Raw genomic sequence first — 25,388 nt, forward strand, 5'->3', positions numbered from 1 at the left:
GGCCTGAAGCTTTCTATTAATTCTATTAATAGCGGCTACTGTTTCAAAGCATTTCTAAGGTTTAACCCTCGGGCGTAAGTTTGGTTCCAAGGCCTTCCAAGGCCACTTAATCAAACGAACACGAGGGTTACCGCCATGAACTTCAATCTCTTCTCGGTCATCGCCGCTTCCGCTGTTTCCGCCACCGTGGCCCTGCCTGCTGCTGCCAGCGTGGAAGTGACCGGCAAAAAATCCAGCACCAGCGCCTACACCCAGAAATACCTGCAACAGAGCGCTAATTTCTACGCCGCACTGGACCACAAGACCCAACAGTAGGAGTGAGCTTCAGGGTTTTGCCATCACCGCAATAAACAGCGGCGACTCCAGAAAACGTTGTAACCATTTCTGCAGCCGCCGATACGGTGTTGCGGCAAACCACTCCCGGTCCACATGGGCAAACTGGCGCACGAACGGCGCCAGTGCCGCATCCGCCAGGCTCATATGCTCAGCCAGCAGGTATTCATGCTGGGTCAGCAAACCCTCCAGCTTCTGCAAAAACACCTCGCCTTCGGCCCGATAATGCTCCATCGGGTATTCGGGATAACGTTCGGCGTATTTGTATCGATTCAAGTGATGTTTGAACACCTGGTCATTCTCGGCAATCAGCGACAACACCGCCGGGTCACCTTGCAGCAGCCAATCATCAGGGTCGTGCTGTGCAAGTGCCCATAGCATGATTGGCAGGCTCTCGTCGATCACATGGCCCGCCACACTCAGTACCGGCACCGTGCCCTTGGGTGACAGCACCAGCATCTCGGCCGGCTTTGCCTTGAGGCTCACCTCGATAATGCGCACGGCCACCCCGCAATAACGCAGGGCCAAGCGCGCCCGCATCGCGTACGGGCAACGCCGGAACGAATACAGCAGCGCCTCGCTCACTTGACCTCCAGGGTGCTCAACCCGTTGCCCTGGCGCTTGACCTGGATCTGCACCGGGATGCGCTCATGCATTTCCTGCACGTGGGAAATCACGGCCACCTTGCGCCCCTGGGCCTGCAAACCGTCCAAGGCGTCCATTGCCAATTGCAGTGATTCGGGGTCGAGGCTGCCGAAGCCTTCGTCGATAAACAACGACTCGATCTTCAACGTGCTGGACGCCATCGAAGCCAGGCCCAACGCCAGCGCCAACGACACCAGGAACGTCTCGCCACCGGACAACGAGTGCACCGAGCGCAGTTCATCGCCCATTTCCGTATCCATCACCAACAGCCCCAGCATGCTGCCGCCACGTTTGAGGCGGTAGCGGCGCACCAGTTGGCGCAGTTGCACGTTGGCGTGGTGCACCAGCAGGTCGAGGTTGTAGGCCTGGGCGATTTTGCGGAAGGTATCGCCGGTGGCCGAGCCGATCAGCGCGTTCAGGCGTGCCCAGCGCTGCCATTCGTCATAGGCCTGGGTGATTTGTTCAGCCAGCGCCTGGTTGGCGTCCTGACGCCGCTGGTCCTCGACCTGCCGTGCGCGCAGCGCGTCGCAGTGCTTCTCGTCGTCGGCCAGGTGCTGATTGAGGGCCGCGAGGCTGTTGTCCAGTTGCTCGGCTTCCAGGTTGCCATTGTGCTGGGCCTGGTGTTCGGCAAGGCGTTGTTCGCGCTCCTGCAGCAGCACCCTGGCTTGCTCCACGGCTTTTTCGCTGTGTTGCAATTGCTGGCGCAGCGCGCTGATTGCATGGTCATCGAACGCCAGCAAGCGGGTGAGGCCGGCGTCATCCAGCTCGGGATGCAGGGCGCGCCATTCGCCCAGGCGCAGGTCGAGGGTGTGTTGCTCGGCGCTGAGTGCCTGTTGGCGTTCCTGCTGGGCCTTGAGGTCGGCGGCCAGCTGGATCAGCGTGTTGCGCAAATCTTGCAACTGTTGGTTGGCGTCGGTTTCGTGTTGACGAGCATGCGCCACCGCCTGGTCCAATTGCTGTTGCCAGTGTTCGGCGCTGGGGTATTCGCCCAACAAGGTGCCGAGTGTTTCCTGAGCCGCTTGCTGCTGGGCGGCCAGTTCCGCGACCTGCTGACGCAGCACGTCCAGTTGTTGCTGGCGATGCTGCTGATGGGTCTGTTCTTTCTCGATGGCTTGCCGGCGCTCTTGTTGCTCGGCGTGTTCATCGCGCTGCTGTCCCAGTTGCTCAAGGCGCTGGCTGACCTGCTGGTCCAACTGCATGAAGGTCGCAGCCGGCTCGCGGCGCAGGCCGTCCAGGGTGGCAGCGGGCAGCAGGTTGGCGAAGGCGCTGAGTTCTTCTTCAAGGCGGTCGCGGTCATTGGACAGCTCGCGTTGCTGGTCTGCCAGCAACTGGCGCGCTTGCTGGCTGGCCTCCTGGGCGGCTTGCAGTTGTTGCTGCAGGCGCCCGGCGTTTTGCTGCAGGTTGAGCAGGGCGCCCTGGCGTTGTTCGTCCTGGCTGATACTTTGCGTCAACTGGTTGAGTTGCTGGGCCAGCCAGGCGCTTCGCTGAGGCGGCTCCTGATTGAACAGCGCGGAGTACAGGGGATGGGCTTCCAGGCTGGGTTTGAGCGCCAGTTGCTGCGCCGCCAACTGCTCCTGCTGTTCCAGAAAACCCTTTTGCTGGGCGATCAAACCGCCCACTTCGCCACGCAGCTCGGTGAGTGTTTCCTTGAGGCTGTCGACCGCTTTCTGCGCCGTGGCCTCTTCATTTTCGTCATGGCGGCCGAGGCTTTGCAGCAGCGCCTCGGGCTGGTGGTACGGGTGCTCATGGCTGCCGCACACCGGGCACGGCTGGTCGTCTTGCAACTGCTCGCGCAACTCCTCGACACTGGCACTGCGGGCCAGGCGCTGGCGCTCCAGCAATTGCTTGGTCACCGTGAGGGTTTGCTCGGCCACGGCCAATTCAGCCTTGGCTTGCAGGCCCGCCTGGTTGAGCTTTTCTCGTTGCTGCTGGGCCTGCACGAGTTTTTGCGTCAGCGCATCGCTCTGTTGATCCAGCTGTTGCTGGCTGTCCCACAGGCGTGTGAGATCTTCGAAGGCGCGTTGCTGCTTGCGATTGTCCTGAAGCAGGCTGGCGAGCAATTGGATTTGTTCGGCCACGGCGTGGGGTTCGGCGCCAGCTTCCTGGTACAACAGCTCCAAGGCTTCGCGCTGCTGGGTGAACTGCTCGGCGGCGGCGCTGGCGCGCTGTTCCAGCTGCGGCAGTTCGGCCTGGCCTTTGTTCAGGCGATTGCCGATCAGCATGAGTTGTTGCAGGCGGTCGCGGTAGGCGGCCCAGGCTTCACTCAGCGGTGCGAGGGCGCTGCTGCGCTCAAGTTCGTTGGCCAGATGTTGCAGGCGCTCGCCCACTTGCGCTTGTTTCTCCAACAAGCCATCGAGTGCGACCTGGCCCTGGGTGCAGGCGGTTTCCTGCACGTGCTGGTCTTCGGTGCGCTTGGTCAGGTCTTTGCTCAAGCGGGCGAGGGTGCTCTGCTCTTCGAAGGCCCGGCGCAATAACGGCACGGCGTCGGCCTGATGTTTCAGGGCCTCGGTCAAGGCTGACTGAGCGGCGGCGTGCTGTTGTTGTGCCTGCTCTTGCTGGCTCTGTAACGCGGTTTGCTGCTCGATGTGCTGCGCAATCTGCGTGGCGAGCGGCGCCAGCAAGGTGCCCAGTTCGGCCTGTCGGGCGAAATGATGGCGCTGCGCCGCCAACTGATCCAGGCGGCTTAAATCCTGGCGTTGCTGGCCCTGGTCATGCCATTGCTGCTCGGCGTGCTGCAACTGTTCGGCGGCGGCTTGCCGGCGCTCCTGCCATTCGCGTAGCTCCTTGAGCCACGTATGTTGCAGTTCCAACTGCTTGAGCTGAGCCTGCCGGGTCTTGAGTTGTTGCTGGGCTTCGGCCAATTGTTGATCGAGTTCGGCCCGCGCTTCGGGGGCCAGCGGCACTACACCGGTGGCCTGGTCCTGCAGCTGCTTGTGGGCTTCCTTGGCGTCCTTGGCTTTGTCGAACGCACGGCGACCCAACTGCGTGTAAAGCGCGGTGTCGGTGAGTTTTTCCAGCAGTTCGCTGCGTTCGTTATCGTTGGCCTTGAGGAACGCACTGAACTCGCTTTGCGCCAGCAATACGGCACGGGTGAACTGCTCAAAGTTCAGGCCCAGGGCCTGTTCCAGCTGGGCCTTGTATTCGGTTTTCTGGCTGGCCAGCAGTTGATCGCTGTCCAGGTCGATCAGGCTTTGCCGGCTGTTCTGCAATTTGCCGCTGGCCTTGTCGCGGGCGCGGTTAGCTTCCCAACGCGCACGGTAGCGACGGCCATTGACGCCGACAAAGTCCACCTCGGCGTAACCGCCGCCGGTGCCACGTCGCAGCAGGGTGCGTGGGTCGCCGATGGAAATGTCGCTGTCGGCATCGGGCATCTTGGCCTGGCCGGTGTCGCCCAGGCGCGGCACGGCGCCGAACAACGCCAGGCATAACGCATCGAGCAGCGTGCTTTTACCCGCGCCGGTGGGCCCGGTAATCGCGAACAACCCGGCACTGGCCAAGGGCTCGGCGGTGAAGTCGATTTCAAACGGCCCAGCCAGGGAGGCGAGGTTTTTCAGGCGGATGGCGAGGATCTTCATGGCTGTTCATCCTCCTGTTGCACTTCCTGGAGTAGCACGGCGAAATCCTTCAAGGTCTGTTCATCCACTTCGCTGCCGTAACTGTCCTGCCAGGCGCGGCTGAACAGTTCCTGGGGCGTGAGCTGGTCGAGTTCAACCAGGCGCTCTTCATCGCGGTCTTCGCGGTTGCCCGCGCCTGCGTATTCGGCGGCGATGCGTACCAGGCGCACGGCTTTGCCTTGCAGGGCGGTTTCGATTTGCTGGCGCAGGTCCGGCTGTGGCTCGTCGAGGCGCACACGCACCTCCAGCCAAGGGTGGCGCTGGGTTTCGGCGAGCAGGTCGATGTCGGGCAAGTCGCCCAGTTGCTTGAGGATATCGGCCAGGGGCGCGGCTTCCAGGCGTTGCAGATTGACCGAACGGGGGATCAGGCGCGGTTCGACGTTCACCAGCCGCTCGCCCTGAAACGTTACGTCAAGAATCTGGTGCTTGTAGCCGATTTCGGAAAACGACAGCGGAATCGGCGAGCCGGAATAACGGATGCGTTCTTCGCCATTCACCTGCTGCGGCTTGTGCAAGTGACCGAGGGCGACATAGCCCACACGGTTATCGAACAGGCTGGCGGGCAGTGCTTCGGCATTGCCGATGATCAGGCTGCGCTCGGAGTCTTCCGACACCGAACCACCGGCCATATGCGCGTGGCTGATAGCGATCAACGCCTGGCCCTTTTTGCGTTTGGCCTTGGCCGCAGCGATCAGCCATTCATGCACCTGGCCGATACCGCGCAGGTAATCGTCACCCAAGTGTGCGCCGGTGACTTCCGCCGGGCGCAGAAACGGCAGCGCCAGGCACCATGCGGCGATCTTGCCTTTGGCATCCGGCAGGGGAATCAGCAGGCGTTCGGCGTCGAGTTGCCCGTCGTCCAGCCACAGCACCCGGCCCAACGCATGGGTGCGCAAGCGGCGCATCAACGGCGCCGGCAATTCGATGCGCGAGCCGGAATCGTGGTTGCCGGCAATCATCACAATGGTGAGCTTGGGGTTTTGCTCGTGGGCGCTGATGATGAAATCGTACAGGCGCTCCTGGGCCTTGAGCGGCGGGTTGACCGTGTCAAAGATATCGCCGGCGATCAGCAACGCATCCGGTTGCTCGGCTTTTAATTGGCCCAGCAGCCACTCAAGGAAACAGGCGTGTTCGAAGTCGCGTTCCTGGCCGTGGAGGTTTTGGCCCAGGTGCCAGTCGGAGGTATGAAACAAACGCAAGGCGAACTCCGTGGAAAAGATGAAAAGGAGGGGAGTTTACCTGTAAAGCGGTGGGAGGGGGCTGGCTCAAATGCACAGTCAGTAAGGCGCAACGCTGTCCTGTGGCGAGGGAACTTGCTCCCGTTGGGCCGCGAAGCGGCCCCAGCTTCTGGTTTGAAAAGACTGGGCCTGCTACGCAGTCCAACGGGAGCAAGCTCCCTCGCCACAGGTTACCCGCTGCCTGCTCTATCGCTTAACTGACTGGCATTTGAGCAAGCCCCTCCCACCGCTATTTTGGGTACAGCGGCGGCAAGCTGGTGGTGTCGGTGGCCGGGGTTTGGGTGCGTTCGGTCATGGGGATGGCTTTTACGGCGCGCCACAGGTCTTCGCCCAGCCAGTACTGGCCGCTCTCGCTGTACAACGCGCCATTGAGGCCATCCAGGGCGTCGGACAGCGGCACGAATCGCGCCGCCATGTCTGCCAGGGTTTCCGGCTGTTGCCGCGCCCAGGCGTCCAGTGCCTGGCGTGTGGCTTGTGGGTCGTTGGCCTGGGTGGCGCGCTTGAGGTCGTCGAGCAGGGTGCGTGGGCTCGGGCCGGTCTGCGCGGTGCGTTGTACGGCGGGTTGCCGGCGCGCACGCCACCACAGGCCGAAGCCGAGCAAGGTGGTGCAGGCGAGCAGCAGTGTGCTGAGCTGCCATAGCCACAGGCGGTCATCGTCCGGTGCGGTGATTACGGTCGGCGTGGCGGGTGTGTCCACCACCAGGCTGGGGTTGGTCGCCACTTGCAGGGTGCGGGGCGGCAGGCTGGTGCGTTCGAGGTGGTCTTCGTGGGTGTTCCACCACACCACTTCCACTGCCGGCAGCTCCAGGGCCCCGGCGCGGGTCGGCACCAGCGCTTCGCGGTCTTCGCGACTGCCGATCAGGCCGCGGTCGCTGCTCTGGTTGCCGAGTACCGGTTGATCCGGGTAGCGCCGCAGGCCACCGATGTCGGTACTCGGCAGGGCCGGCAGTTGCGCGCTGGAGAGACCTTCGGCCTTGACCGTGAGGCTGCGGGTCAGGGAGTCGCCGACTTGCAGGTGGTCGGGCTCGGGGTTCCAGGCTTCGCTCAGGGTCAGGTTGCGTGCGGGTATCCACGGCGCATCCGCCGGGTACAGCGCCGGCTTGGGCTTGACGGTCAGCGGCAGTTCGGCCGAGCTGACGTGGATCAGCTTGCCCGGCTTGGTGCCTTGCAGCGTGTTTTCCTGGGGCGGGCGCGGTTCGACCAGCGTGGCGCTGAAGGTCTGCGCCGGAATCAGCAGGGCGCCGCTGTGCTGCGGATAGATCGCGTAACGGGTTTCGATCACCCCATGGCGGATGCTGTTGATGACCTTTTCGTAGGTACGCGATTCGCCCAATTGCTCGATCCGCGCATCGGGGATCTGCAACGGCGTCAGGCTGCTGTCGTCATACAGTGACACCGAATGGTACACGCGCACCGTCAATAATGCCTGGGCCTGCACGTACACGCTGTTCTGGTCGAGGCTGGCCTCGATGAACACTGGCGCCAGTTCGGCGCTGGTGTTCTGGCTGGCGGTTTCCACCACCTGCAGGCTGATCGGCTGGGTCTTGAGGTCGCCCACTTGCAGCGGTGGAATCACCACGGTGCCGTTTTCCCTGGGCAGCAGGGTGATGATCCAGCGCGTGGTGGCGTGGTTGTCGCCGCCCAGGGTGGTGAGCTGGTTGATCTGGCGCGTGCCGCTGACTTCGAACTGTGCATCGAGGGGGGACAGGTCGGGTTTGCCGAATTGGGTGACGTCGCTGGACTCCACCGTCAGCTCCACCGTTTCACCGGAGTTGACGCGGCTGCGATCGACGCTGGCGACCAGGTTCGCCGCCTGGGCGTGGCCTGTCGATAACGCGAGCAGGAGCAGAAGGGGGGTGCGGCGGCTCATCGAGTCTTGTCCTGATGTTGTTGCTGTTCGTACCAGAATTTGCGGCGCAGCAGTTCACCGGGGTTGTCCGGGATCTCCCGCAGCCATTGCTCCAGGGCCTGGCGATGTTCGCCGTCAAGGCTGGCATCGGTGGGGCGCAAGGGTGGCGTAGTGGTTTGCTCATCACCCAGCTCGCTGCCCGGCACCTCATTGCCGCCGGCCTTTGGCGAGGCGTTTGCCTGGCTGTCGGTATTGCCGGCTTCACCCTGGCCCTGGGTGGACTGCTCACCACCGGTAGAGCTTTGCCCGCTGGCGCCCGGTTGCGCAGTTTGGCCGGGTTGGGTGGTTTCGTCATCCTCGTTTTTGACAGGCTGCGCCGGTTCGGGCTGGGCTTGTTCCTGGATCAGGCTCTCCACCAGGGCCTTGTTTTTCAACGCCGGTTGCAGGTCGGGCTGCGCTTCAAGGGCTTGTTCGTAGGCGTCGACCGCAGCCTCCAGGGCGCCGGACCTGGCCAGGGCATTACCGCGATTGTAGTGGGAATAGGCGTCATTGCCCTCGGCAAAACGTTTGATCGCTTCGGCATAGTTGCCGGCCTCGTAAAGCGCCACGCCTTGCCATTGCGGGTCTTCAAAGTGCTCGGCGGCTTCGGCCGGACGTTTGTGCTTGAGCAGGTATTGGCCCTGCTGGTCGGGACGCAGCCACAGGTCCTGGAATTCAAAGGCATAGCTCGGTTGCGGCGCGCCCAGCCATAGCAGGGGTAAGCAGAACAGCCAGCCGCGACGCCCGGCGCAAGCGGCCAGCAGCAACAACGGCAGGAGCAGCCAGTAGCCCTGGTCGGCCCAGGTGTCGAGGTGCAGCAGTTGGCCGTCGTTGCGCAGGGCCTGTGGACCGTCGAGCAGGCCGAGCTGGCGCAAGTCTTTATCATCCAGGCGTGCGGCGCGGTAGCGGCCACCCATTTCGCTGGCGAAGGCCTTGAGGGTCGGGCTGTCGAGGCGTGGTACCAGGATCGCGCCCTGATCGTCCTTGAGGAACTCGCCACTCTCCTGGGTGACCGGGGTGCCTTCGCGGCTACCGATACCGAGGATCGACAACGCCGGGGCCTGCGCCCCTTGCAGCAGCAGGCGGATGCCCTGGCGCTCCTGTTTCGACAGTGACGAACCCACCAGCAACAGGCGCCCCTGGCCGAGGCCGCCTTGCTTGAGCAGGGCCAGCGCCTTGTCCACCGCCAGATCGGCGCGATGGCCGGGCTCGGGCATGATCGAGGGGCGCAAGGCTTCCAACAAGTTGCGGCTGGTACCCAGGTCATCCGACAGCGGTACCAGGGTGTGGGCGCTGCCGGCATACACCACGATAGCGGTTGGCGCATTGCCCCGTGCCTGCAGCAAGTCATAGAGCTTGCGGCGCGCCTGCTCCAGGCGGGTGGGCGGGCTGTCGGTGGCGAGCATTTCCGGGGTCAGCTCCAGCAGAACCACCAGCGGGTCGGCGGGTTTCTGGCTGGACTGCTCGACTCTTTGCCAGCTTGGGCCGAGCAACGCCAGTACCGCCAGCAACCAGGCAATGCCCAGTACCACCCACGGCGATTTGCTCTCGCGCCCGCTGCCGCCACTGAGCAGCACTGCATGAAAGGCCGGCGGCAGGATCACCTGCCAGCGCCCGGCACGCTTTTGCCGGTGCCACAGCTGCCACAGCAACCAGCCGAGCAGCGGCAGCAGCAACAGCCACCAGGGGCGGAACCAATGCGGCCACAGGTCGATCATCGACGCCTCCGCAAACGCAGGCGTTTAAGGCGTTGGCGCCACTCAGGATGCTGTTGCAGGAACAGGCCTTTGCTCGAGAGTTTATTGAAGGCCCGTTGCAAGGCGTTGTCGGGCCAGCGCTCCTGGATCACCAGTAACATGCTCAGGATCAATGCCAGGGCCAATGGCGCGCTGTATAGCGCCTGGGCCGGGCGGGCCTGGGTGGGTTGCTGCGCCACGGGCTCGAGCTGGTCGAGGGTTTCCTTGATCTTTTGCAGCTCGTCGCCGTCGCGGGCGCGGAAGTAGCGCCCCCCGGTGGCGGCGGCAATGGCCTTCAAGGCGGGTTCATCCAGGTCCAGGCTCGGGTTGACGCCGAGGATACCCAGGGAACCGGTCTGTTCGGGGTCGGCGCCGATACCGATCGGGTAGATTTTCACGCCTTCTTCGGCCGCCAGGCGTGCGGCGGTCAGCGGGTCGATCTGCCCGGCGTTGTTGGCGCCGTCGGTGACCAGGATCAGTACGCGACTCTGCGCCGGGCGCTGGCGCAGGCGTTTGAGGGCCAGGCCGATGGCATCACCGATGGCGGTGTTCTTGCCGGCGATGCCGATGCGCGCTTCATCCAGCCAGGTGCGCACGGTGTGCCGGTCGAAGGTCAGGGGAGCTTGCAGGTAAGCCTGGCTGCCGAACAGGATCAGGCCCACACGATCGCCTTCGCGGCTTTCGAGGAAATCCCCGAGCAGGTGTTGCACCAGGCTCAGGCGGCTGACGTCGTCGTCCTGCCAGTGCATATCGGGGAAATCCATGGAACCGGAAACGTCCACCGCCACCAGCAGGTCGCGGCCACTGGCGGCAATCGGTAGCGGTTCACCCAGCCATTGCGGGCGTGCAGCTGCGGTCAACAGCAATAGCCATAACACCACGAACGGCGCTTGCTGGCGCCAGCCCGGCAGGTTGACGCGGGCGCGACGGCGCGCCAGGCCTTCGAGGTCGGCCAGATAGCTGACCTTCAAGGCGGGCTCGCCGCTGTCGGCCACGGGCAGGATAAAGCGCATCAACCAGGGCAATGGCAACAGGGCAAAGATCCACGGCCAGGCGAACTCAAACATGTTTGCGGATCCAGGTGTCGACGGCTTGGGTCAGGCCCGCGATGGCTTTATCGTCGAGTTTGCACTCGGGCTTGTAGGCGCCTTCCACCAACACCATCCAGCGGGTCAGGCCCGCAGCGGGGCAGCGGTTGTCGAGAAAGGCCAGCCACTTGCGACCGTTGAGCGTGTGGCTCTGGCTGTAGGGGTAGTCGTTGCGGCACAGGCGTTTGAGCAGGCCGTTGAGCTGCTGCAGCCAGGCCCCGGCCGGGGCGCCGTCGTAGGGTTTGGGCATCAGGGCCAGCTCGGCGAGGGCGGCGATGCGCAGCGGGTCCAGGGGCTGTTCGGCACGGGCCACGGGGCGTTTTTTGGGCAGGAAGCGGCGCAGCCACCACAAGCCCCAACCGAGCAGTGGAATCAGCAGCAGCAACAGCCACCAGCCCGGTGCAGGCGGCCAGAAACCGATGGCGGGAGGCGCAATCAGCGGTTGCAGTTGGTCAAGGCTGCTCATTGCTTTTTAACCGGGCGTTGCGGGTTGAGGTATTCACGCAGTTGCTCGACCATTTCGCTCTGGGTGCTCAAGGGCATCAATAACACCCGCAGCTTTTGCGCGAGCAGTTCCCAGCGGGCAATGCGGGCTTCGGCCTGGGCCTTGTAGGCTTGGCGCAGGTCGAAGTTCAGCGTGTCCAGTTCCAGCTGTGCGCCGCGCTCGGCAAAACGCAGCAGCCCGGCGGCCGGCAGGGCATGGTCCAGCGGGTCGGAGATCGGCAGCAGCAGCAGGTCGCAATGGCGTGACAGCAGGCTCAACTGCTGTTCGGCGCCTTCGGTGAGCGCGCGCTCATCACAGACCACGATCACCAGGCTGCCGGGGCGCAGCACTTCGCGGCCACGGCGCAGCGCCATGCCGAGGGCGTCGGCTTCCGGATGGCGTTCGGTATTCAGGCTCTGGTTGACCCGCACCAGCCGATTGAGCAGTTGCAGCAGGCTTTGTTTGCTGCGTCGCGGTTTGATTTCGTAGTGCTCGCTGTCGCCGAATACCAACCCGCCCACGCGGTCGTTGTGCCCCAGCGCGGCCCAGCCGATCAGACTGGCCGCCTGCGCCGCCAGCACCGACTTGAACATCTGCCCCGAGCCGAAAAACAGCCGGCAGCTCTGTTCCACCATGATGAAGATCGGCCGTTCGCGTTCTTCATGGAAGAGTTTGGTGTGCGGCTCCTGGGTGCGTGCCGTCACGCGCCAGTCGATGGTGCGCACATCGTCCCCGGCCTGGTACACGCGCACCTGGTCGAAATCGACGCCACGCCCACGCAGCTTGGAGTGGTGCAGGCCGATCAACGGGCTGCGCTGGCTTGGGGTGGAAAACAACTGCACTTCCCGCACGCGATGACGCATCTCGATCAATTCGCTGAGAGTGACGCGGATGCCATCGCCTGCGTTCATGGGGTTCAAGCGACGGCAACGACGTCGAGAATGCGCTGCACCACACGGTCCTGGTCAACGCCGGCCGCTTCGGCCTCGAACGACAGAATGATGCGATGGCGCAGCACGTCGAACAGCACCGCCTGGATATCTTCCGGGCTCACGAAGTCGCGACCGGCCAGCCAGGCGTGGGCGCGGGCGCAGCGGTCGAGCGCGATGGAGCCCCTGGGGCTGGCGCCGTAGGCGATCCACTCGGCCATTTCCGGGTCGAACTTGGCCGGTGTGCGCGTGGCCATTACCAACTGCACCAGGTATTCCTCAACCGCGTCAGCCATGTACAGGCCGAGGATCTCTTTGCGCGCCGCGAAGATCGCTTGCTGGCTGACCCGGCGTTCAGGCTTGGTTTCGCCGTTGAGCGCCTCGCCACGGGCCTGTTGCAGGATGCGGCGTTCCACGGTGGCGTCCGGGAAGCCGATCTTGACGTGCATCAGGAAGCGGTCGAGCTGGGCTTCGGGCAGCGGATAGGTGCCTTCCTGCTCGATAGGGTTTTGCGTCGCCATCACCAGGAACAGCGGTGACAGGTCGTAAGTGCTACGGCCCACGCTGACCTGACGCTCGGCCATGGCCTCGAGCAAGGCTGATTGCACCTTGGCCGGGGCGCGGTTGATTTCGTCCGCCAGCACCAGGTTATGGAAGATCGGCCCTTGCTGGAACACGAAGCTGCCGGTTTCCGGGCGATAGATCTCGGTGCCGGTGATGTCGGCGGGCAACAGGTCGGGCGTGAACTGAATACGATGGAACTGCGCTTCGATGCCTTCGGCCAGCTCTTTGATCGCTTTGGTCTTGGCCAGGCCCGGCGCGCCTTCCACCAGCATGTGGCCGTCGGCGAGCAGGGCGATCAGCAAGCGATCAATAAGTTTTTCCTGGCCGAGAATCTGCGTAGAAAGAAAGGTTCGCAGCGCAAGCAGCGCTTCACGATGTTCCATCGATGACGGTTCCTGGAGAGATGAGCCCGGGCGTCGAACAAAAACACCGGGCCTGGGGCGCTTACTTTAATGCATCGAGGGGGGCGGCGACTAACGGCATAACCGGTATTTTTGGCAAAACTTGTAGGATTATTGTGTCAGGACGCCGTCAATGTGGGAGGGGGCTTGCTCCCGATAGGCCGCGCAGCGGCCTCAAAAATGGGCCCGCTACGCAGTCCATCGGGAGCAAGCCTCCTCCCACTTTCGATATTGGGTGTTCTTAAATCCGAGTGAAGGTGCCGGTACCCTTCAGGATGTTTTGCAGGGTTTCCTCGACTTCGGCCATATCCGCCGCTGCAGTGGCATGGGTAATCTCCAGTTGGTCCTTGCCGCCCAAGGCATCGGCATCACCTGCGGCCAGCTCAACCAGCAAGGTCGTGGCGCCCAGGGTGACCTTTACGCCATCCAAGGTCGACGGTTCGTAATCCCAGGTCAGCTCAACTTCGTCCTCGTCCGGGTAGCGCGTGAGCATGAACATCTCGCCGTTCTTGCCGTGGCAGCACAGCATCGCCATGTTGTCTTCTTCTTCGTCGCACGGGGTGGCCATCAAGGCGTCGGTGTTCAGTTGCAGCATGGGGAATCCTGTCTGGGGGGAGGGCGCAATGCGGGCGATTGTGCCATTGCCGCGAATTTTGTGCTGCATGCTATGTCGTGGGCGGCATGACCTGATGGGTAAAATCAGTCACTTCCGGCACTTTTTGTCTCGAAAACAGCCGATTTTTCTACCGGATTCTACGGGTTGCCCAAGTCGCAACCGCGCGCCTGCTTACCGATGACCGAATATGTCGCAGCGCCGCAAGCAGCGGTCTTCCTACACTCGTTAAGCTGCGCAACGGATGTGCATGAGCCAGGCGCCTGACCTGCCCGTCGTACCGTCACCCGGCAAAGTGCGCATCTTATGGAAGTTGTATGTGACCTGATTGTCTTGTCCAGCTTCACCCACCTGTCACCCTGATTCGTTTATGGTGCTTATATGAATACCAGCGAACAGAGTCGACGGTCTCCCCGAAAGGGGATAACACGCGACGCTTCCATCAATAACAAGCCCAAGCGGAGTACCACAGATGGCGTTCTTCACCGCAGCCAGCAAGGCCGACTTCCAGCACCAACTGCAAGCGGCACTGGCGCAGCACATCAGTGAACAGGCACTGCCACAAGTGGCGCTGTTCGCTGAACAATTCTTCGGCATCATTTCCCTGGACGAACTGACCCAACGTCGCCTTTCCGACCTGGCCGGTTGCACCCTGTCTGCCTGGCGCCTGCTTGAGCGCTTTGACCACGCCCAACCGCAAGTGCGGGTCTACAACCCCGATTACGAGCGTCATGGCTGGCAGTCGACCCACACCGCGGTCGAAGTGCTGCACCATGACCTGCCGTTCCTGGTGGACTCGGTCCGTACCGAGCTGAACCGCCGCGGCTACAGCATCCACACCCTGCAAACCACCGTGCTCAGCGTGCGCCGTGGCGGCAAGGGCGAGTTGCTGGAAATCCTGCCCAAGGGCACCCAGGGCGAAGGCGTCCAGCAAGAATCGCTGATGTACCTGGAAATCGACCGCTGCGCCAATGCCGCCGAACTGAACGTGCTGGGCAAAGAGCTTGAGCAAGTGCTGGGCGAAGTGCGCGTGGCCGTGGCCGATTTCGAACCGATGAAAGCCAAGGTCCAGGACCTGCTGGCCGGTATCGATGCCAGCCAGTTCGCCATCGACGGCGAAGAAAAGGCCGAGATCAAGAACTTCCTGGAGTGGCTGGTGGGTAACCACTTCACCTTCCTGGGCTATGAAGAATTCGTGGTACGTGACGACAAGGACGGCGGTCATATCGAATATGACGCCAATTCCTTCCTCGGCCTGACCAAGCTGCTGCGTGCCGGCCTGACCGCCGACGACCTGCGCATCGAAGACTACGCGGTGGCCTACCTGCGTGAACCGACCGTGCTGTCGTTCGCCAAGGCCGCGCACCCAAGCCGTGTGCACCGCCCGGCCTACCCGGACTACGTGTCGATCCGCGAGATCGACGCGAACGGTAACGTCATCAAGGAACACCGCTTCATGGGCCTGTACACCTCTTCGGTGTATGGCGAAAGCGTGCGCGTGATCCCTTATATCCGCCGCAAGGTCGCGGAAATCGAACGTCGTTCGGGCTTCCAGGCCAAGGCGCACTTGGGCAAGGAGCTGGCTCAGGTCGTCGAAGTACTGCCTCGAGATGACCTGTTCCAGACCCCGGTCGACGAGCTGTTCAGCACCGTGATGTCCATCGTGCAGATCCAGGAACGCAACAAGATCCGCGTGTTCCTGCGCAAAGACCCGTACGGTCGTTTCTGCTACTGCCTGGCCTATGTGCCACGTGATATCTATTCCACCGAAGTGCGCCAGAAGATCCAGCAAGTGCTGATGGATCGCCTGAAAGCGTCGGACTGCGAGTTCTGGACGTTCTTCTCCGAATCCGTGCTGGCTCGCGTGCAATTGATTCTGCGGGTCGACCCGAAGAACCGCCTGGACATCGATCCGGTCCAGCTGGAAAAAGAAGTGGTGCAAGCCTGCCGCAGCTGGCAGGACGACTACGCAAGCCTGGTCGTCGAGAGCTTCGGCGAAGCCCACGGCACCAACGTGCTGGCTGACTTCCCGAAAGGCTTCCCGGCCGGCTACCGCGAGCGTTTTGCCGCGCATTCGGCCGTGGTCGACATGCAGCACCTGCTCAGCCTGACCGAAGCCAACCCGCTGGTGATGAGCTTCTACCAGCCGCTGGGCCAGGTCTCCGGCCAGCGCGAGCTGCACTGCAAGCTCTACCATGCCGATACCCCGCTGGCGCTGTCCGACGTGCTGCCGATCCTGGAAAACCTCGGCCTGCGCGTGCTGGGTGAATTCCCGTACCGTCTGCGTCACGCCAATGGCCGTGAGTTCTGGATCCATGACTTCGCGTTCATCGCCGCCGAAGGTGTGAACCTGGATATCCAGCAGCTCAACGACACCCTGCAGGATGCGTTCGTGCACATCGTGCATGGCGACGCCGAAAACGATGCGTTCAACCGCCTGGTGCTGACCGCCGGCCTGCCATGGCGCGACGTGGCGTTGCTGCGTGCCTACGCGCGTTACCTCAAGCAGATCCGCCTGGGCTTTGACCTGGGTTACATCGCCAGCACCCTGAACAACCACACCGACATCGCCCGCGAGTTGACCCGGTTGTTCAAGACGCGCTTCTACCTGGCGCGCAAACTCACCGCCGACGACTTGGAAGACAAGCAGCAACGCCTGGAGCAAGCGATCCTCAGCGCCCTGGACGACGTCCAGGTGCTCAACGAAGACCGCATCCTGCGTCGCTACCTGGACCTGATCAAGGCGACCCTGCGCACCAACTTCTACCAGACCGACGCCAACGGCCAGAACAAGTCGTACTTCAGCTTCAAGTTCGACCCGCGTGCCATTCCCGAGCTGCCCAAGCCGGTGCCGAAGTTTGAAATCTTCGTCTACTCGCCGCGTGTCGAAGGCGTGCACCTGCGCTTCGGTAATGTTGCGCGGGGTGGCCTGCGCTGGTCGGACCGCGAAGAAGACTACCGTACCGAAGTGCTCGGCCTGGTAAAGGCCCAGCAAGTGAAGAACTCGGTGATCGTGCCGGTGGGCGCCAAGGGCGGCTTCCTGCCGCGTCGCCTGCCGTTGGGCGGCACCCGTGACGAGATCGCGGCCGAGGGCATCGCCTGCTACCGCATCTTCATTTCCGGTTTGCTGGACATCACCGACAACCTGAAGGACGGCGCCCTGGTGCCGCCGGCCAACGTCGTGCGTCATGACGACGATGACCCGTACCTGGTCGTGGCGGCGGACAAGGGCACTGCGACCTTCTCCGACATCGCCAACGGCATCGCCATCGACTACGGCTTCTGGTTGGGCGACGCGTTCGCCTCCGGCGGTTCGGCCGGTTACGACCACAAGAAAATGGGCATCACCGCCAAGGGCGCGTGGGTCGGCGTACAGCGCCACTTCCGCGAGCGTGGCATCAATGTCCAGGAAGACAGCATCACGGTCGTCGGCGTGGGTGACATGGCCGGTGACGTGTTCGGTAACGGCTTGTTGATGTCCGACAAGCTGCAACTGGTCGCGGCCTTCAACCACCTGCACATCTTCATCGATCCGAACCCGAACCCGGCGACCAGCTTTGCCGAGCGCCAGCGCATGTTCGACCTGCCGCGTTCGGCCTGGACTGACTACGACACCAGCATCATGTCCGAAGGCGGCGGCATCTTCTCGCGTAGCGCGAAGAGCATTGCCATCTCGCCACAGATGAAAGAACGCTTCGACATCAAGGCCGACAAGCTGACCCCGACCGAACTGCTGAACGCTTTGCTCAAGGCACCGGTGGACCTGTTGTGGAACGGCGGTATCGGTACCTACGTCAAGGCCAGCAGCGAAAGCCATGCGGATGTCGGCGACAAGGCCAACGACGCGTTGCGTGTGAACGGTAACGAGCTGCGCTGCAAGGTGGTGGGCGAGGGCGGTAACCTCGGCATGACCCAGCTGGGGCGTGTGGAATTCGGCCTCAATGGCGGCGGCTCCAACACCGACTTCATCGACAACGCCGGTGGCGTGGATTGCTCCGACCACGAAGTGAACATCAAGATCCTGCTCAACGAAGTGGTGCAGGCCGGTGACATGACCGACAAGCAGCGCAACCAGTTGCTGGCGAGCATGACCGACGAAGTCGGCGGCCTGGTGTTGGGCAACAACTACAAGCAGACCCAGGCCCTGTCCCTGGCTGCACGCCGTGCCTACGAGCGTGCCGCCGAGTACAAGCGCCTGATGAGCGACCTGGAAGGCCGTGGCAAGCTGGACCGCGCCATCGAGTACCTGCCGACCGAGGAGCAGCTCACCGAGCGTGCTTCGAATGGCAAGGGCCTGACCCGTCCGGAACTGTCGGTGCTGATCTCGTACAGCAAGATCGACCTCAAGGAAGCGCTGCTCAAGTCCCTGGTGCCGGATGACGACTACCTGACCCGTGACATGGAAACCGCGTTTCCGCCAAGCCTGGTGGCCAAGTTCTCCGAGGCCATGCGTCGCCACCGCTTGAAGCGTGAGATCGTCAGCACCCAGATCGCCAACGACCTGGTCAACCACATGGGGATCACCTTCGTTCAGCGGCTCAAGGAGTCCACCGGCATGAGCCCGGCGAACGTCGCCGGTGCTTATGTGATCGTGCGTGACATCTTCCACCTCCCGCACTGGTTCCGTCAGATCGAGGCCCTGGACTATCAGGTTTCGGCTGATGTGCAATTGGAGCTGATGGATGAACTGATGCGCCTGGGCCGTCGTGCCACGCGCTGGTTCCTGCGCAGCCGTCGCAACGAGCAGGACGCGGGTCGTGATACCGCACACTTCGGTCCGCACCTGGCCGCGCTGGGTCTCAAGCTTGACGAACTGCTGGAAGGCCCGACCCGCGAAGGCTGGCAGACCCGTTACCAGGCCTACACCAACGCCGGCGTGCCGGAGTTGTTGGCGCGGATGGTGGCCGGTACCACGCACCTGTACACCTTGCTGCCGATCATCGAAGCGGCCGACGTCACCGGGCATGACGCCGCCGAAGTGGCCAAGGCCTACTTCGCCGTCGGCAGCGCCCTGGACTTGCCGTGGTATCTGCAGCAGATCAGCGATCTGCCGGTGGCCAACAACTGGCAGGCCCAGGCCCGTGAAGCCTTCCGCGATGATGTGGACTGGCAGCAACGGGCGATCACCATCTCCGTCCTGCAAATGGCCGATGCGCCACAAGACATGGAAGCCCGCGTGGCCCTGTGGCTTGAGCAGCACAAGGACATGGCTGATCGTTGGGTCGCGATGATGCTGGAAATCCGCTCTGCGGTCGGCACGGACTACGCCATGTATGCAGTGGCCAACCGTGAACTGCTGGACCTGGCGATGAGTGGTCAGCCGGTGATTTAAACCGTTGATCCATGGCTGTAACCAAGAATCCCCGCATGGAAACATGCGGGGATTTTTTATGCGATCTTCAAAGGCCGGGGTTCTCGGCGATCAATACGATGGCCTGCCGACAATGATGATGGGGGCCATGAGTTTGAATACCCTGGGAATGCGCGCCTGCAGATCCAGGCGAAGGGTCTCGCAGGTTGAGTACTGTTCCAGGGTCATTTGATGCCAGATAGCATTCATGTCTTGCTTGAGTATTTCAGCCGCCGGATAGTCCGGCAGTTTCGGCAATACCAGCCCCAGTACGGCATAGGCCTTGGCGAAATCCCGCGCCAGCCCGTAGGTGCGCGGCGCCGAGGGGTGCCTTTGCGCAAAGTTGAGTTTGCCTTTGCCATTACGCGGCATGCCCGCCAGTGCATAGCCATATTCCAGCAGCGCGTCCAATTGCCCCGTCCCTGCAAGTTGTATCAACCGTTGTTGTTTTTCCAGCACGCTGGCGCTGGACTTGCTGGAAAATACTCGATCAGCCAAGGCTTGCAGGTCGCCGCCGTCCGCCGCTTTTTGCAGCAGCTCTTCAACCAGTGCACGGCGTTCCACTACGTTGGGGATCAGTTGCGGCGTGTCGCGATAGGCCTGGGCGAGTTGAAATTGTGCGGTGTGATCACCTCTGGCGACGGCCTTGTCCAACCAGCTCACATCTTTGTCGAGCAAGAACAGAAGGCGCATGGCTTGGGTATCGCCCGCAACGGCGTTGGGCGTCAGTTGTTCGCGTGCCTTTGCAAGGGAATCGGCATCACCCAGTCGCATCAGGGCAGGGATATGGTTCTGGGCCGCTGCCAGCTTGAGCCATTGGCGCGCTTCTTCAGAAGCTATGCGCAAGTCACCGTCGCGCCGGCTGACACACAGGGACATGGCGTACTGCGCCTCGGCATGACCTCGCGCAGCGGTGATGTTCAGGCATAGCTCGGCCTGGGCGTAGCTTTCCAGGGAAAACAGTTCAAACCCGATCCTGCCCGCGATGCCATTGAGCTGGTCGAGTGATGCCTGGAGGGTTTCGCCCAACAGGCTTTTCTGCGCGTTCAACTGGGTGAGCAGTGTGAACAGCGCAGGCAGTGTTTGAGAGTCTACGTACATGAGGGTTACCTGTGCTTGTGCACTTGATGAGTGAAAACACAGGTTAAGAAAGTTGTCTGGGCCGCAAGCGTTACATAGCTATGGCTGCGCTCGGCGAGTCAGACGATGGGCCAGATGGTTCAGGTGCTGGGTCATCAGGTTCACAGCGTGGTCTGCATCGCCCTGTTCAATCGCGTCTGTCATCGCCAAGTGTTCCTGCCAGGTGCAGTAGGTGCAGGCTTGGGTTTCGTATTGCGCAATGATCAACGATGTCAGCGGTACCAGGCTGTTGAGGAACTGCGCCAACGGCGCGTTACCGGCGATTGCCGCCAACTGCAGGTGAAATTCCCCCGACAATCGAATGGCCGGTGCGCGTTGGTCACGTTCGATACAGTCGCGTTCCCGGGCAATCAGCTCGCGTAACTGGCGTACCTGGGTTGGGGTAGCTGCGGCGCAGGCCAGTTGCACTACCATGATCTCCGTCAGCCGCCGCGCTTCGAGGATCTGTCGGGTTTGCCGGGCATCCGGCGCCGCCACCTGGGCGCGCTGGTTGGGGCGCAGGATGATCACCTGTTGATGGGACAGTTTCGCCAAGACCCGGCGAATCACACTGCGACTCACACCGAAGATTTCGCCCAGGCCCTCTTCGGTAAAACGGCTGGCCGGCGCGATGCGTTGTTCCAGAATCGCGTCAAACAGCCGTGGGTAGATATCGTCCACCGAGGGTTTTTTACCCGCGACCAGGCGCATGGCAGGCAGGGCGGTGATGACTGAATTACGTTGTAGCGCGCGGGCGGTCATGGCCTGTCTCCAATAATCAGCTGCCCAGATGGTCGTCCGGGATATTCAAGCGTATGCCCATGCGCAGACCTTCCTGAAGGATGTGCCGGCGCATCTCGGCGCTGGCCAGAGCGCTGTTCTTGTTGCGGATGGCGCGCACCACGGCTTCATTTTCCTGCAGGCGTTCGGCCAGATGTTCGGGGGAGTTGCGCAGTACCTGGGCGCTCTGCTTGAGGGCGTTGCTGGTCTGTTGCACCACGTTCTGGAAGATCGGGTTGGAGGTCAGGGCGAAGAGCTCTTCGTGGAAGTTGAGGTAGGCGTTCATCCCGGCTTCGGCGTCACCGGCGTCGAGGGCCTCGCGCATATCCATCAGGGTCAGGCGCAATTGGCCGACTTCCTTGCTGCTGATGGACTGCGCCACCAGGCCGACAATGAACGGTTCGAGGGTGTAGCGCAGTTGCAGGATGTCTTCGAGGCTGGCATCGGCCACGGTGTCACTGGCTTGGGGCTCGTTCACGCTGGTTTCGAGCACCACCACGCCCTTGCCGGGCATGGAACGCACCAGGCCGAGGGTTTCCAGCACAATCACCGCTTCGCGCAGGCTGGGGCGGCTGATGCCCATCTGTTCGGCCAGCTCGCGTTGGCCGGGCAGCATTTCACCCTGGCGCCACTGGCCCCGCTTGAGCGCGGCGCGCAGTTTTTCTACCACTGAATTGACGACGGTTGAGGTGCTGATCACGTCTGCGTCTCCTTGATGTTGCAAACACGGTTGTCAAAGTCTGGGAGGGGGCTTGCTCCCTCCCACAGTTGATCGATGTCTGCCATGAAAATGGATCAGAACTCCTGGTGTGTCGGCAGCACCGGTTTCTTGGCCTGGAAGGTATAACCCTGCTGGCCGTCGAGCACTTTGTTGGCGCGCTGGATATCGATATCTTTTTCCCATCGGGCGATGGCTACCGTCGCCACGCAGTTGCCGATCAGGTTGGTCAGCGCGCGGCCGATGCCCATGAACCAGTCCACCGCCAGTACCAGCACCAGGCCGACCACGGGAATGGCCGGGATGGCGGTGAGTGTCGCCGCCAGAATCACCAGCGCCGACCCGGGAATGCCGTGCGCGCCCTTGGAGGTGATCAATGACACCAGCAGGATGGTCAGCAAGTCGGTCATCGACAGGGGCGTGCCGGTGGCATTGGCGATGAACACAATGGCCAGGGTCAGGTAGATCGAGAAACCATCGAGGTTGAACGAATACCCGGTCGGAATCACCAGGCCCACGGTGGAGCTGCCAATCCCCAGGTGTTCGAGTTTGCGCATGATCTGTGGCAGCACCGCATCGGAGGAGGCGGTGCCCATCACGATTAGCAGTTCTTCACGCAGGTACTTGAGCAACGGCAGCATGCGCAGGCCGGACAGGCGCATTACCAGCCCCAGGATCAGCGCGACAAAGGCAAAGCAAGTCAGGTAGAACAAACCCACCAGGCTGCCCAGGTGCTGCAGCGAATCCAGGCCATAGGTACTGGTGGTAAAAGCGATCGCGCCAAACACGCCAATCGGCGCCAGCCGCACGATCATGCCCATGATGCGGAAGATGATGTGGCTCAGTTCGTTGATCAGCCGCGAAATGCCTGACGCCGCTTCACCCACCAGGTTCAGTGCGCTACCGAAGAGCACCGAGAACAGCAGCACTTGCAGCACATTGTTGTCGGCGAAGGCGCCGATCACCGAGTTGGGGATCAGGTCCATCAGGAACTGGCTGGTGCCACGGATGTGTTGGCCTTTGTCGGCCAGTTCATTCAGACCGGCGGAGGAGAGCTGCTCCAGATGGATATTGGCACCGGTGCCGATGCCGGTACTGAAGGCCATGATCAAGCCGATCACCAGGGCCACGGTGGTGAGCACTTCAAAGTAGATCACCGACTTGAGGCCGATTCGCCCGACTTTCTTCAAGTCGCCGGCACCGGAAATACCGCTGACCACCACGCAGAACACGATCAGGCCGATCAGCATCTTGATCAGCTTGATAAAGCCGTCACCCAGGGGTTTGAGTTGCGAGGAGAATTCGGGAAGGGCCAGGCCGCAGATGATGCCGAGCATCAGGCCAATCACGACTTGCAGGAAAATCGAACGCGAGCACCATCTGAGCATGGGAGGGATCTCTATTCGGTGCCCTGGTGATTCCAGGGCTTAATTGTTGTGGTATTACCGGTAAGTCCAGTGCCGGGCCAGTCTACGCCGGGTTTTTTTGAAATCACAAGTAAAAATTCAGGGCTTGACCGGTCCCGGTCTGACCAGTTGGTCGGTGAGACTCAGGCTTGAGCGGTTGGCGGGTCGGAATTTTTTTCGCTTATTATCCGCGCCTTGATTGAGAGGTAACGCATGGACAAGCCAGGGCTGACCACGGATACAACAGGGCTGACCTACTGCACTTGGCGCACCTCGGCGCCGGAATATCCGCATTATCACGACCACGAGTGGGGCGTGCCGGTGGCGGATGATATTCAGCTGTACGAGAAAATTTGCCTGGAAGGTTTTCAGGCGGGCATGGCGTGGATCACCATCTTGCGTAAGCGCGAGCAGTTCCGGGCGGCATTCGAGGGGTTTGATTTTCGGCGTGTGGCGCAATACGGCGAGGCCGATATAGAGCGCTTGATGAAAGATCCGGGCATCGTGCGTAACCGGGCGAAGATCGTGTCCACGCTCAACAATGCGCGCCGGGCGTGTGAGCTGGTGGATGAAACCGGCTCGCTGGCGCGCTGGTTGTGGGCGTTTGAACCCTCGGATGACGAGCGTCCGGCGCAGGTGGACCTGGCTTACTGGACGGGCAACCCGACGTCTGCGGCGTCGGTGCGGTTGTCGAAGGCCCTGAAGAAGCGCGGCTGGACCTACGTTGGCCCGACCACGATGTACGCGTTGATGCAGGCCATGGGCATGGTCAATGATCACCTGGAGGGCTGTGCTTGCCGGCCGCGCATTGAAGAGCTGCGCCGGCACTTCAAGCGCCCGTGAGGTGCTGATTTGCGCCTGCGAGGCTTCACCGCGTCGGCGCTCTAGCCCATCTGGCGCAGGATATCGCGCACCCGGTCCAGCGCCGGGTCGATGTCCAGCAGTTCGATCGCGCCGAACCCGAGCGTCAGGCCCTGGCGCACGGGCGCGCTATGAAAGAACACATCCAGCGGGTACAGGCCGACGTCCGCCTCCCGTGCCAACCGAATCAGCTTCGCGATATCCAGCGGCGCCTTGCACAACGCCGCCATATGAAACCCGATCACACTGGGCACCGCTTCGAACCACGGCGACAGGTCCCCGGCCAGGCGCTGCAGGATGCGCTCGCGGCGCCCGGCGTAGACCGAGTGGCAGCGGCGAATATGCTTGAGCAAACAGCCTTCGCTGATGAACTTGGCCAATGCCCATTGCGGCAACGTGGAGCTGTGCTGATCGGTCAATTGCTTGGCCTTGAGCACTGCGCCATGAATGGCTGGCGGCAGTACGGCATAGCCCAGGCGCAGCTGCGGCAGCAGGGATTTGGAGAAGGTCCCGACGTAGGCCACCAAGCCCCGTTTGTCCATGCTTTGCAGGGAGTTGGTGGGGCGACCTTCGTAGCGGAAATCACTGTCGTAGTCGTCTTCGATGATGATCGCGCCCAACGCAAGTGCGCGGGCCAGCAAGGCTTCGCGGCGCGCCAGGCTCATGGGCATGCCCAGGGGGAACTGGTGGGACGGGGTCACATAGATCAGTCGCGTGTCGTCGGGGATCTGGTCGACCTGGATGCCCTGGGCGTCCACCGGCACGTCGGCAATACGCGCGCCCATGGCCGTGAACAGCTGGCGGGCGGGGCTGTAGCCGGGGTCTTCCATGGCGACGAGAGTACCGGGTTCCACCACCACGCGAGCAATCAAGTCCAGCGCTTGTTGCGCGCCGTTGGTGACCACAATGTCATTGGCGTGGCATTTCACCCCGCGAGAAAAGGCGATATGCCCGGCGATAGCCTCGCGCAATGCCGGCAGACCTTCCGGTTGGCTGTAAAAACCGCTGTTGAGTGCGACACGACGTAATGCATCCTGGGTACAACGTCGCCATTCATCCTGGGGAAATTGATTGCGCGTGGTGGCCCCGCCGAGGAATTCATAACGCAGGGTTTTCTCAGGTGTGGGATGGTGCATGGGCGAGGGCAACGCGGCCCATTTTTCCAGGTTGGCGGCGCAGGCCAGGTCGGCGGCGGTTTGCAGGCGCTCGGGCGGCGGCGCCCAGGCGTTGACGAAGGTGCCCCGGCCGATCTTGCCGACCAGCAACCCTTCATACGTCAGCGTGGCGTAGGTGTCGGAGACGGTCTTGCGCGATACGCCTAGCTGCTCGGCGAGCAGGCGGCTGGGAGGCAGTTGCGCGCCGGCCGAAAGCCGCCCGGCGGCGATGGCTTCGCGCAACTGCTGGTAAAGCTGGGCGGCCAGGTCCTTGCGGCCATTGATGACGAGGTGCAATTCCATGTTTCATCCTGGGACAGATCGGTCTGCGCCAAGGTTACCCGCAAATCCCCCCTGATACTTGTAGTGAGCGGGCTCGCCCTAATGCCAGTCAGTTAAGCGATAAAGCGGACGATGGATAAATTGTGGGAGGGGCGGTGCGACGATTCGACTTGCTCCCGATGGCC

Annotated in this window: 18 protein-coding genes; 3 read left to right on the forward strand and 15 right to left on the reverse strand. The window is 62.3% G+C overall.

Features of this window, described 5'->3' with window-relative positions:
• Positions 1 to 135: 135 nt before the first annotated feature.
• The gene (locus ACQRBT_RS21225) at positions 136 to 315 is read left to right on the forward strand and encodes a hypothetical protein (protein WP_060752616.1); all 180 of its coding nucleotides are present in this window, start codon (positions 136 to 138) and stop codon (positions 313 to 315) included.
• A 9-nt stretch (positions 316 to 324) separates the two neighbouring features.
• Here ACQRBT_RS21225 and ACQRBT_RS21230 read toward each other — a convergent pair whose 3' ends face one another.
• The 10 genes from ACQRBT_RS21230 to ACQRBT_RS21275 form a co-directional block, all read right to left on the reverse strand.
• Positions 325 to 918, reverse strand: coding sequence for a glutathione S-transferase (locus ACQRBT_RS21230; RefSeq protein WP_060752617.1), 594 nt, complete (start codon positions 916 to 918; stop codon positions 325 to 327).
• Positions 915 to 4,553, reverse strand: a complete 3,639-nt coding sequence (locus ACQRBT_RS21235; protein ID WP_412047507.1) for an AAA family ATPase — start codon at positions 4,551 to 4,553, stop codon at positions 915 to 917. Before ACQRBT_RS21235 ends, ACQRBT_RS21230 begins: the two co-directional genes overlap by 4 nt.
• The gene (locus ACQRBT_RS21240) at positions 4,550 to 5,791 is read right to left on the reverse strand and encodes an exonuclease SbcCD subunit D C-terminal domain-containing protein (protein WP_060752619.1); all 1,242 of its coding nucleotides are present in this window, start codon (positions 5,789 to 5,791) and stop codon (positions 4,550 to 4,552) included. The genes ACQRBT_RS21235 and ACQRBT_RS21240 overlap by 4 nt, the downstream gene beginning before the upstream one ends.
• A 268-nt stretch (positions 5,792 to 6,059) precedes the next feature.
• Positions 6,060 to 7,700 (reverse strand): BatD family protein, encoded by a 1,641-nt coding sequence (locus ACQRBT_RS21245; RefSeq protein WP_060752620.1) that lies wholly within the window; start codon positions 7,698 to 7,700, stop codon positions 6,060 to 6,062.
• Positions 7,697 to 9,436 carry a tetratricopeptide repeat protein gene (locus ACQRBT_RS21250; protein WP_060752621.1) on the reverse strand — a complete coding sequence of 580 codons (1,740 nt, stop codon included), beginning with the start codon at positions 9,434 to 9,436 and terminating at the stop codon, positions 7,697 to 7,699. Before ACQRBT_RS21250 ends, ACQRBT_RS21245 begins: the two co-directional genes overlap by 4 nt.
• Positions 9,433 to 10,521, reverse strand: a complete 1,089-nt coding sequence (locus ACQRBT_RS21255) for a vWA domain-containing protein (protein ID WP_060752622.1) — start codon at positions 10,519 to 10,521, stop codon at positions 9,433 to 9,435. The genes ACQRBT_RS21250 and ACQRBT_RS21255 overlap by 4 nt, the downstream gene beginning before the upstream one ends.
• Complete coding sequence (locus ACQRBT_RS21260; protein ID WP_060752623.1) at positions 10,514 to 11,008, reverse strand: DUF4381 domain-containing protein; 495 nt, start codon at positions 11,006 to 11,008, stop codon at positions 10,514 to 10,516. The genes ACQRBT_RS21255 and ACQRBT_RS21260 overlap by 8 nt, the downstream gene beginning before the upstream one ends.
• Entirely contained in the window at positions 11,005 to 11,937 is a 933-nt protein-coding gene (locus ACQRBT_RS21265; protein WP_060752624.1) for a DUF58 domain-containing protein, read from the reverse strand. The genes ACQRBT_RS21260 and ACQRBT_RS21265 overlap by 4 nt, the downstream gene beginning before the upstream one ends.
• A 5-nt stretch (positions 11,938 to 11,942) precedes the next feature.
• Entirely contained in the window at positions 11,943 to 12,902 is a 960-nt protein-coding gene (locus ACQRBT_RS21270; protein ID WP_060752625.1) for an AAA family ATPase, read from the reverse strand.
• Positions 12,903 to 13,161: 259 nt separating this feature from the next.
• Positions 13,162 to 13,515, reverse strand: a complete 354-nt coding sequence (locus tag ACQRBT_RS21275) for a hypothetical protein (RefSeq protein WP_060752626.1) — start codon at positions 13,513 to 13,515, stop codon at positions 13,162 to 13,164.
• A 490-nt stretch (positions 13,516 to 14,005) separates the two neighbouring features.
• Between ACQRBT_RS21275 and ACQRBT_RS21280 the strand changes: the two genes are divergently transcribed.
• Positions 14,006 to 18,865, forward strand: a complete 4,860-nt coding sequence (locus tag ACQRBT_RS21280) for an NAD-glutamate dehydrogenase (protein ID WP_412047506.1) — start codon at positions 14,006 to 14,008, stop codon at positions 18,863 to 18,865.
• Between the two features lie 90 nt (positions 18,866 to 18,955).
• Here ACQRBT_RS21280 and ACQRBT_RS21285 read toward each other — a convergent pair whose 3' ends face one another.
• The 4 genes from ACQRBT_RS21285 to ACQRBT_RS21300 form a co-directional block, all read right to left on the reverse strand.
• Positions 18,956 to 19,984: a tetratricopeptide repeat protein gene (locus tag ACQRBT_RS21285; protein ID WP_244699342.1), complete on the reverse strand. Its 1,029-nt coding sequence runs from the start codon at positions 19,982 to 19,984 to the stop codon at positions 18,956 to 18,958.
• A 78-nt stretch (positions 19,985 to 20,062) separates the two neighbouring features.
• Positions 20,063 to 20,764, reverse strand: a complete 702-nt coding sequence (locus tag ACQRBT_RS21290; RefSeq protein ID WP_411984256.1) for a GntR family transcriptional regulator — start codon at positions 20,762 to 20,764, stop codon at positions 20,063 to 20,065.
• A 16-nt stretch (positions 20,765 to 20,780) separates the two neighbouring features.
• A complete protein-coding gene (locus ACQRBT_RS21295) occupies positions 20,781 to 21,482 on the reverse strand; it encodes a FadR/GntR family transcriptional regulator (protein WP_104993967.1) in 702 nt (233 codons plus the stop codon).
• A 95-nt stretch (positions 21,483 to 21,577) separates the two neighbouring features.
• Entirely contained in the window at positions 21,578 to 22,903 is a 1,326-nt protein-coding gene (locus ACQRBT_RS21300; RefSeq protein ID WP_174554059.1) for a C4-dicarboxylate transporter DctA, read from the reverse strand.
• A 216-nt stretch (positions 22,904 to 23,119) separates the two neighbouring features.
• Between ACQRBT_RS21300 and ACQRBT_RS21305 the strand changes: the two genes are divergently transcribed.
• Positions 23,120 to 23,749, forward strand: coding sequence for a DNA-3-methyladenine glycosylase I (locus tag ACQRBT_RS21305; protein WP_411984254.1), 630 nt, complete (start codon positions 23,120 to 23,122; stop codon positions 23,747 to 23,749).
• A gap of 41 nt (positions 23,750 to 23,790) precedes the next feature.
• Here the strand turns inward: ACQRBT_RS21305 and ACQRBT_RS21310 are convergent, their stop codons facing one another.
• Entirely contained in the window at positions 23,791 to 25,224 is a 1,434-nt protein-coding gene (locus ACQRBT_RS21310) for a PLP-dependent aminotransferase family protein (protein WP_412047505.1), read from the reverse strand.
• Positions 25,225 to 25,388: the final 164 nt, after the last annotated feature.

It is taken from the genome of Pseudomonas sp. R19M (assembly GCF_050312585.1).
GTDB lineage: Bacteria > Pseudomonadota > Gammaproteobacteria > Pseudomonadales > Pseudomonadaceae > Aquipseudomonas > Aquipseudomonas palleroniana.

What these genes read in the sequence shown, in the direction of transcription:
- ACQRBT_RS21265 (WP_060752624.1), bottom strand. Translation starts at nt 11,937, where the DNA reads ATGAACGCAGGCGATGGCATCCGCGTCACTCTCAGCGAATTGATCGAG.
- ACQRBT_RS21235 (WP_412047507.1), bottom strand. Translation starts at nt 4,553, where the DNA reads ATGAAGATCCTCGCCATCCGCCTGAAAAACCTCGCCTCCCTGGCTGGG.
- ACQRBT_RS21290 (WP_411984256.1), bottom strand. Translation starts at nt 20,764, where the DNA reads ATGACCGCCCGCGCGCTACAACGTAATTCAGTCATCACCGCCCTGCCT.
- ACQRBT_RS21275 (WP_060752626.1), bottom strand. Translation starts at nt 13,515, where the DNA reads ATGCTGCAACTGAACACCGACGCCTTGATGGCCACCCCGTGCGACGAA.
- ACQRBT_RS21285 (WP_244699342.1), bottom strand. Translation starts at nt 19,984, where the DNA reads ATGTACGTAGACTCTCAAACACTGCCTGCGCTGTTCACACTGCTCACC.
- ACQRBT_RS21280 (WP_412047506.1), top strand. Translation starts at nt 14,006, where the DNA reads ATGGCGTTCTTCACCGCAGCCAGCAAGGCCGACTTCCAGCACCAACTG.
- ACQRBT_RS21225 (WP_060752616.1), top strand. Translation starts at nt 136, where the DNA reads ATGAACTTCAATCTCTTCTCGGTCATCGCCGCTTCCGCTGTTTCCGCC.
- ACQRBT_RS21305 (WP_411984254.1), top strand. Translation starts at nt 23,120, where the DNA reads ATGGACAAGCCAGGGCTGACCACGGATACAACAGGGCTGACCTACTGC.
- ACQRBT_RS21250 (WP_060752621.1), bottom strand. Translation starts at nt 9,436, where the DNA reads ATGATCGACCTGTGGCCGCATTGGTTCCGCCCCTGGTGGCTGTTGCTG.
- ACQRBT_RS21310 (WP_412047505.1), bottom strand. Translation starts at nt 25,224, where the DNA reads ATGGAATTGCACCTCGTCATCAATGGCCGCAAGGACCTGGCCGCCCAG.
- ACQRBT_RS21260 (WP_060752623.1), bottom strand. Translation starts at nt 11,008, where the DNA reads ATGAGCAGCCTTGACCAACTGCAACCGCTGATTGCGCCTCCCGCCATC.
- ACQRBT_RS21270 (WP_060752625.1), bottom strand. Translation starts at nt 12,902, where the DNA reads ATGGAACATCGTGAAGCGCTGCTTGCGCTGCGAACCTTTCTTTCTACG.
- ACQRBT_RS21245 (WP_060752620.1), bottom strand. Translation starts at nt 7,700, where the DNA reads ATGAGCCGCCGCACCCCCCTTCTGCTCCTGCTCGCGTTATCGACAGGC.
- ACQRBT_RS21255 (WP_060752622.1), bottom strand. Translation starts at nt 10,521, where the DNA reads ATGTTTGAGTTCGCCTGGCCGTGGATCTTTGCCCTGTTGCCATTGCCC.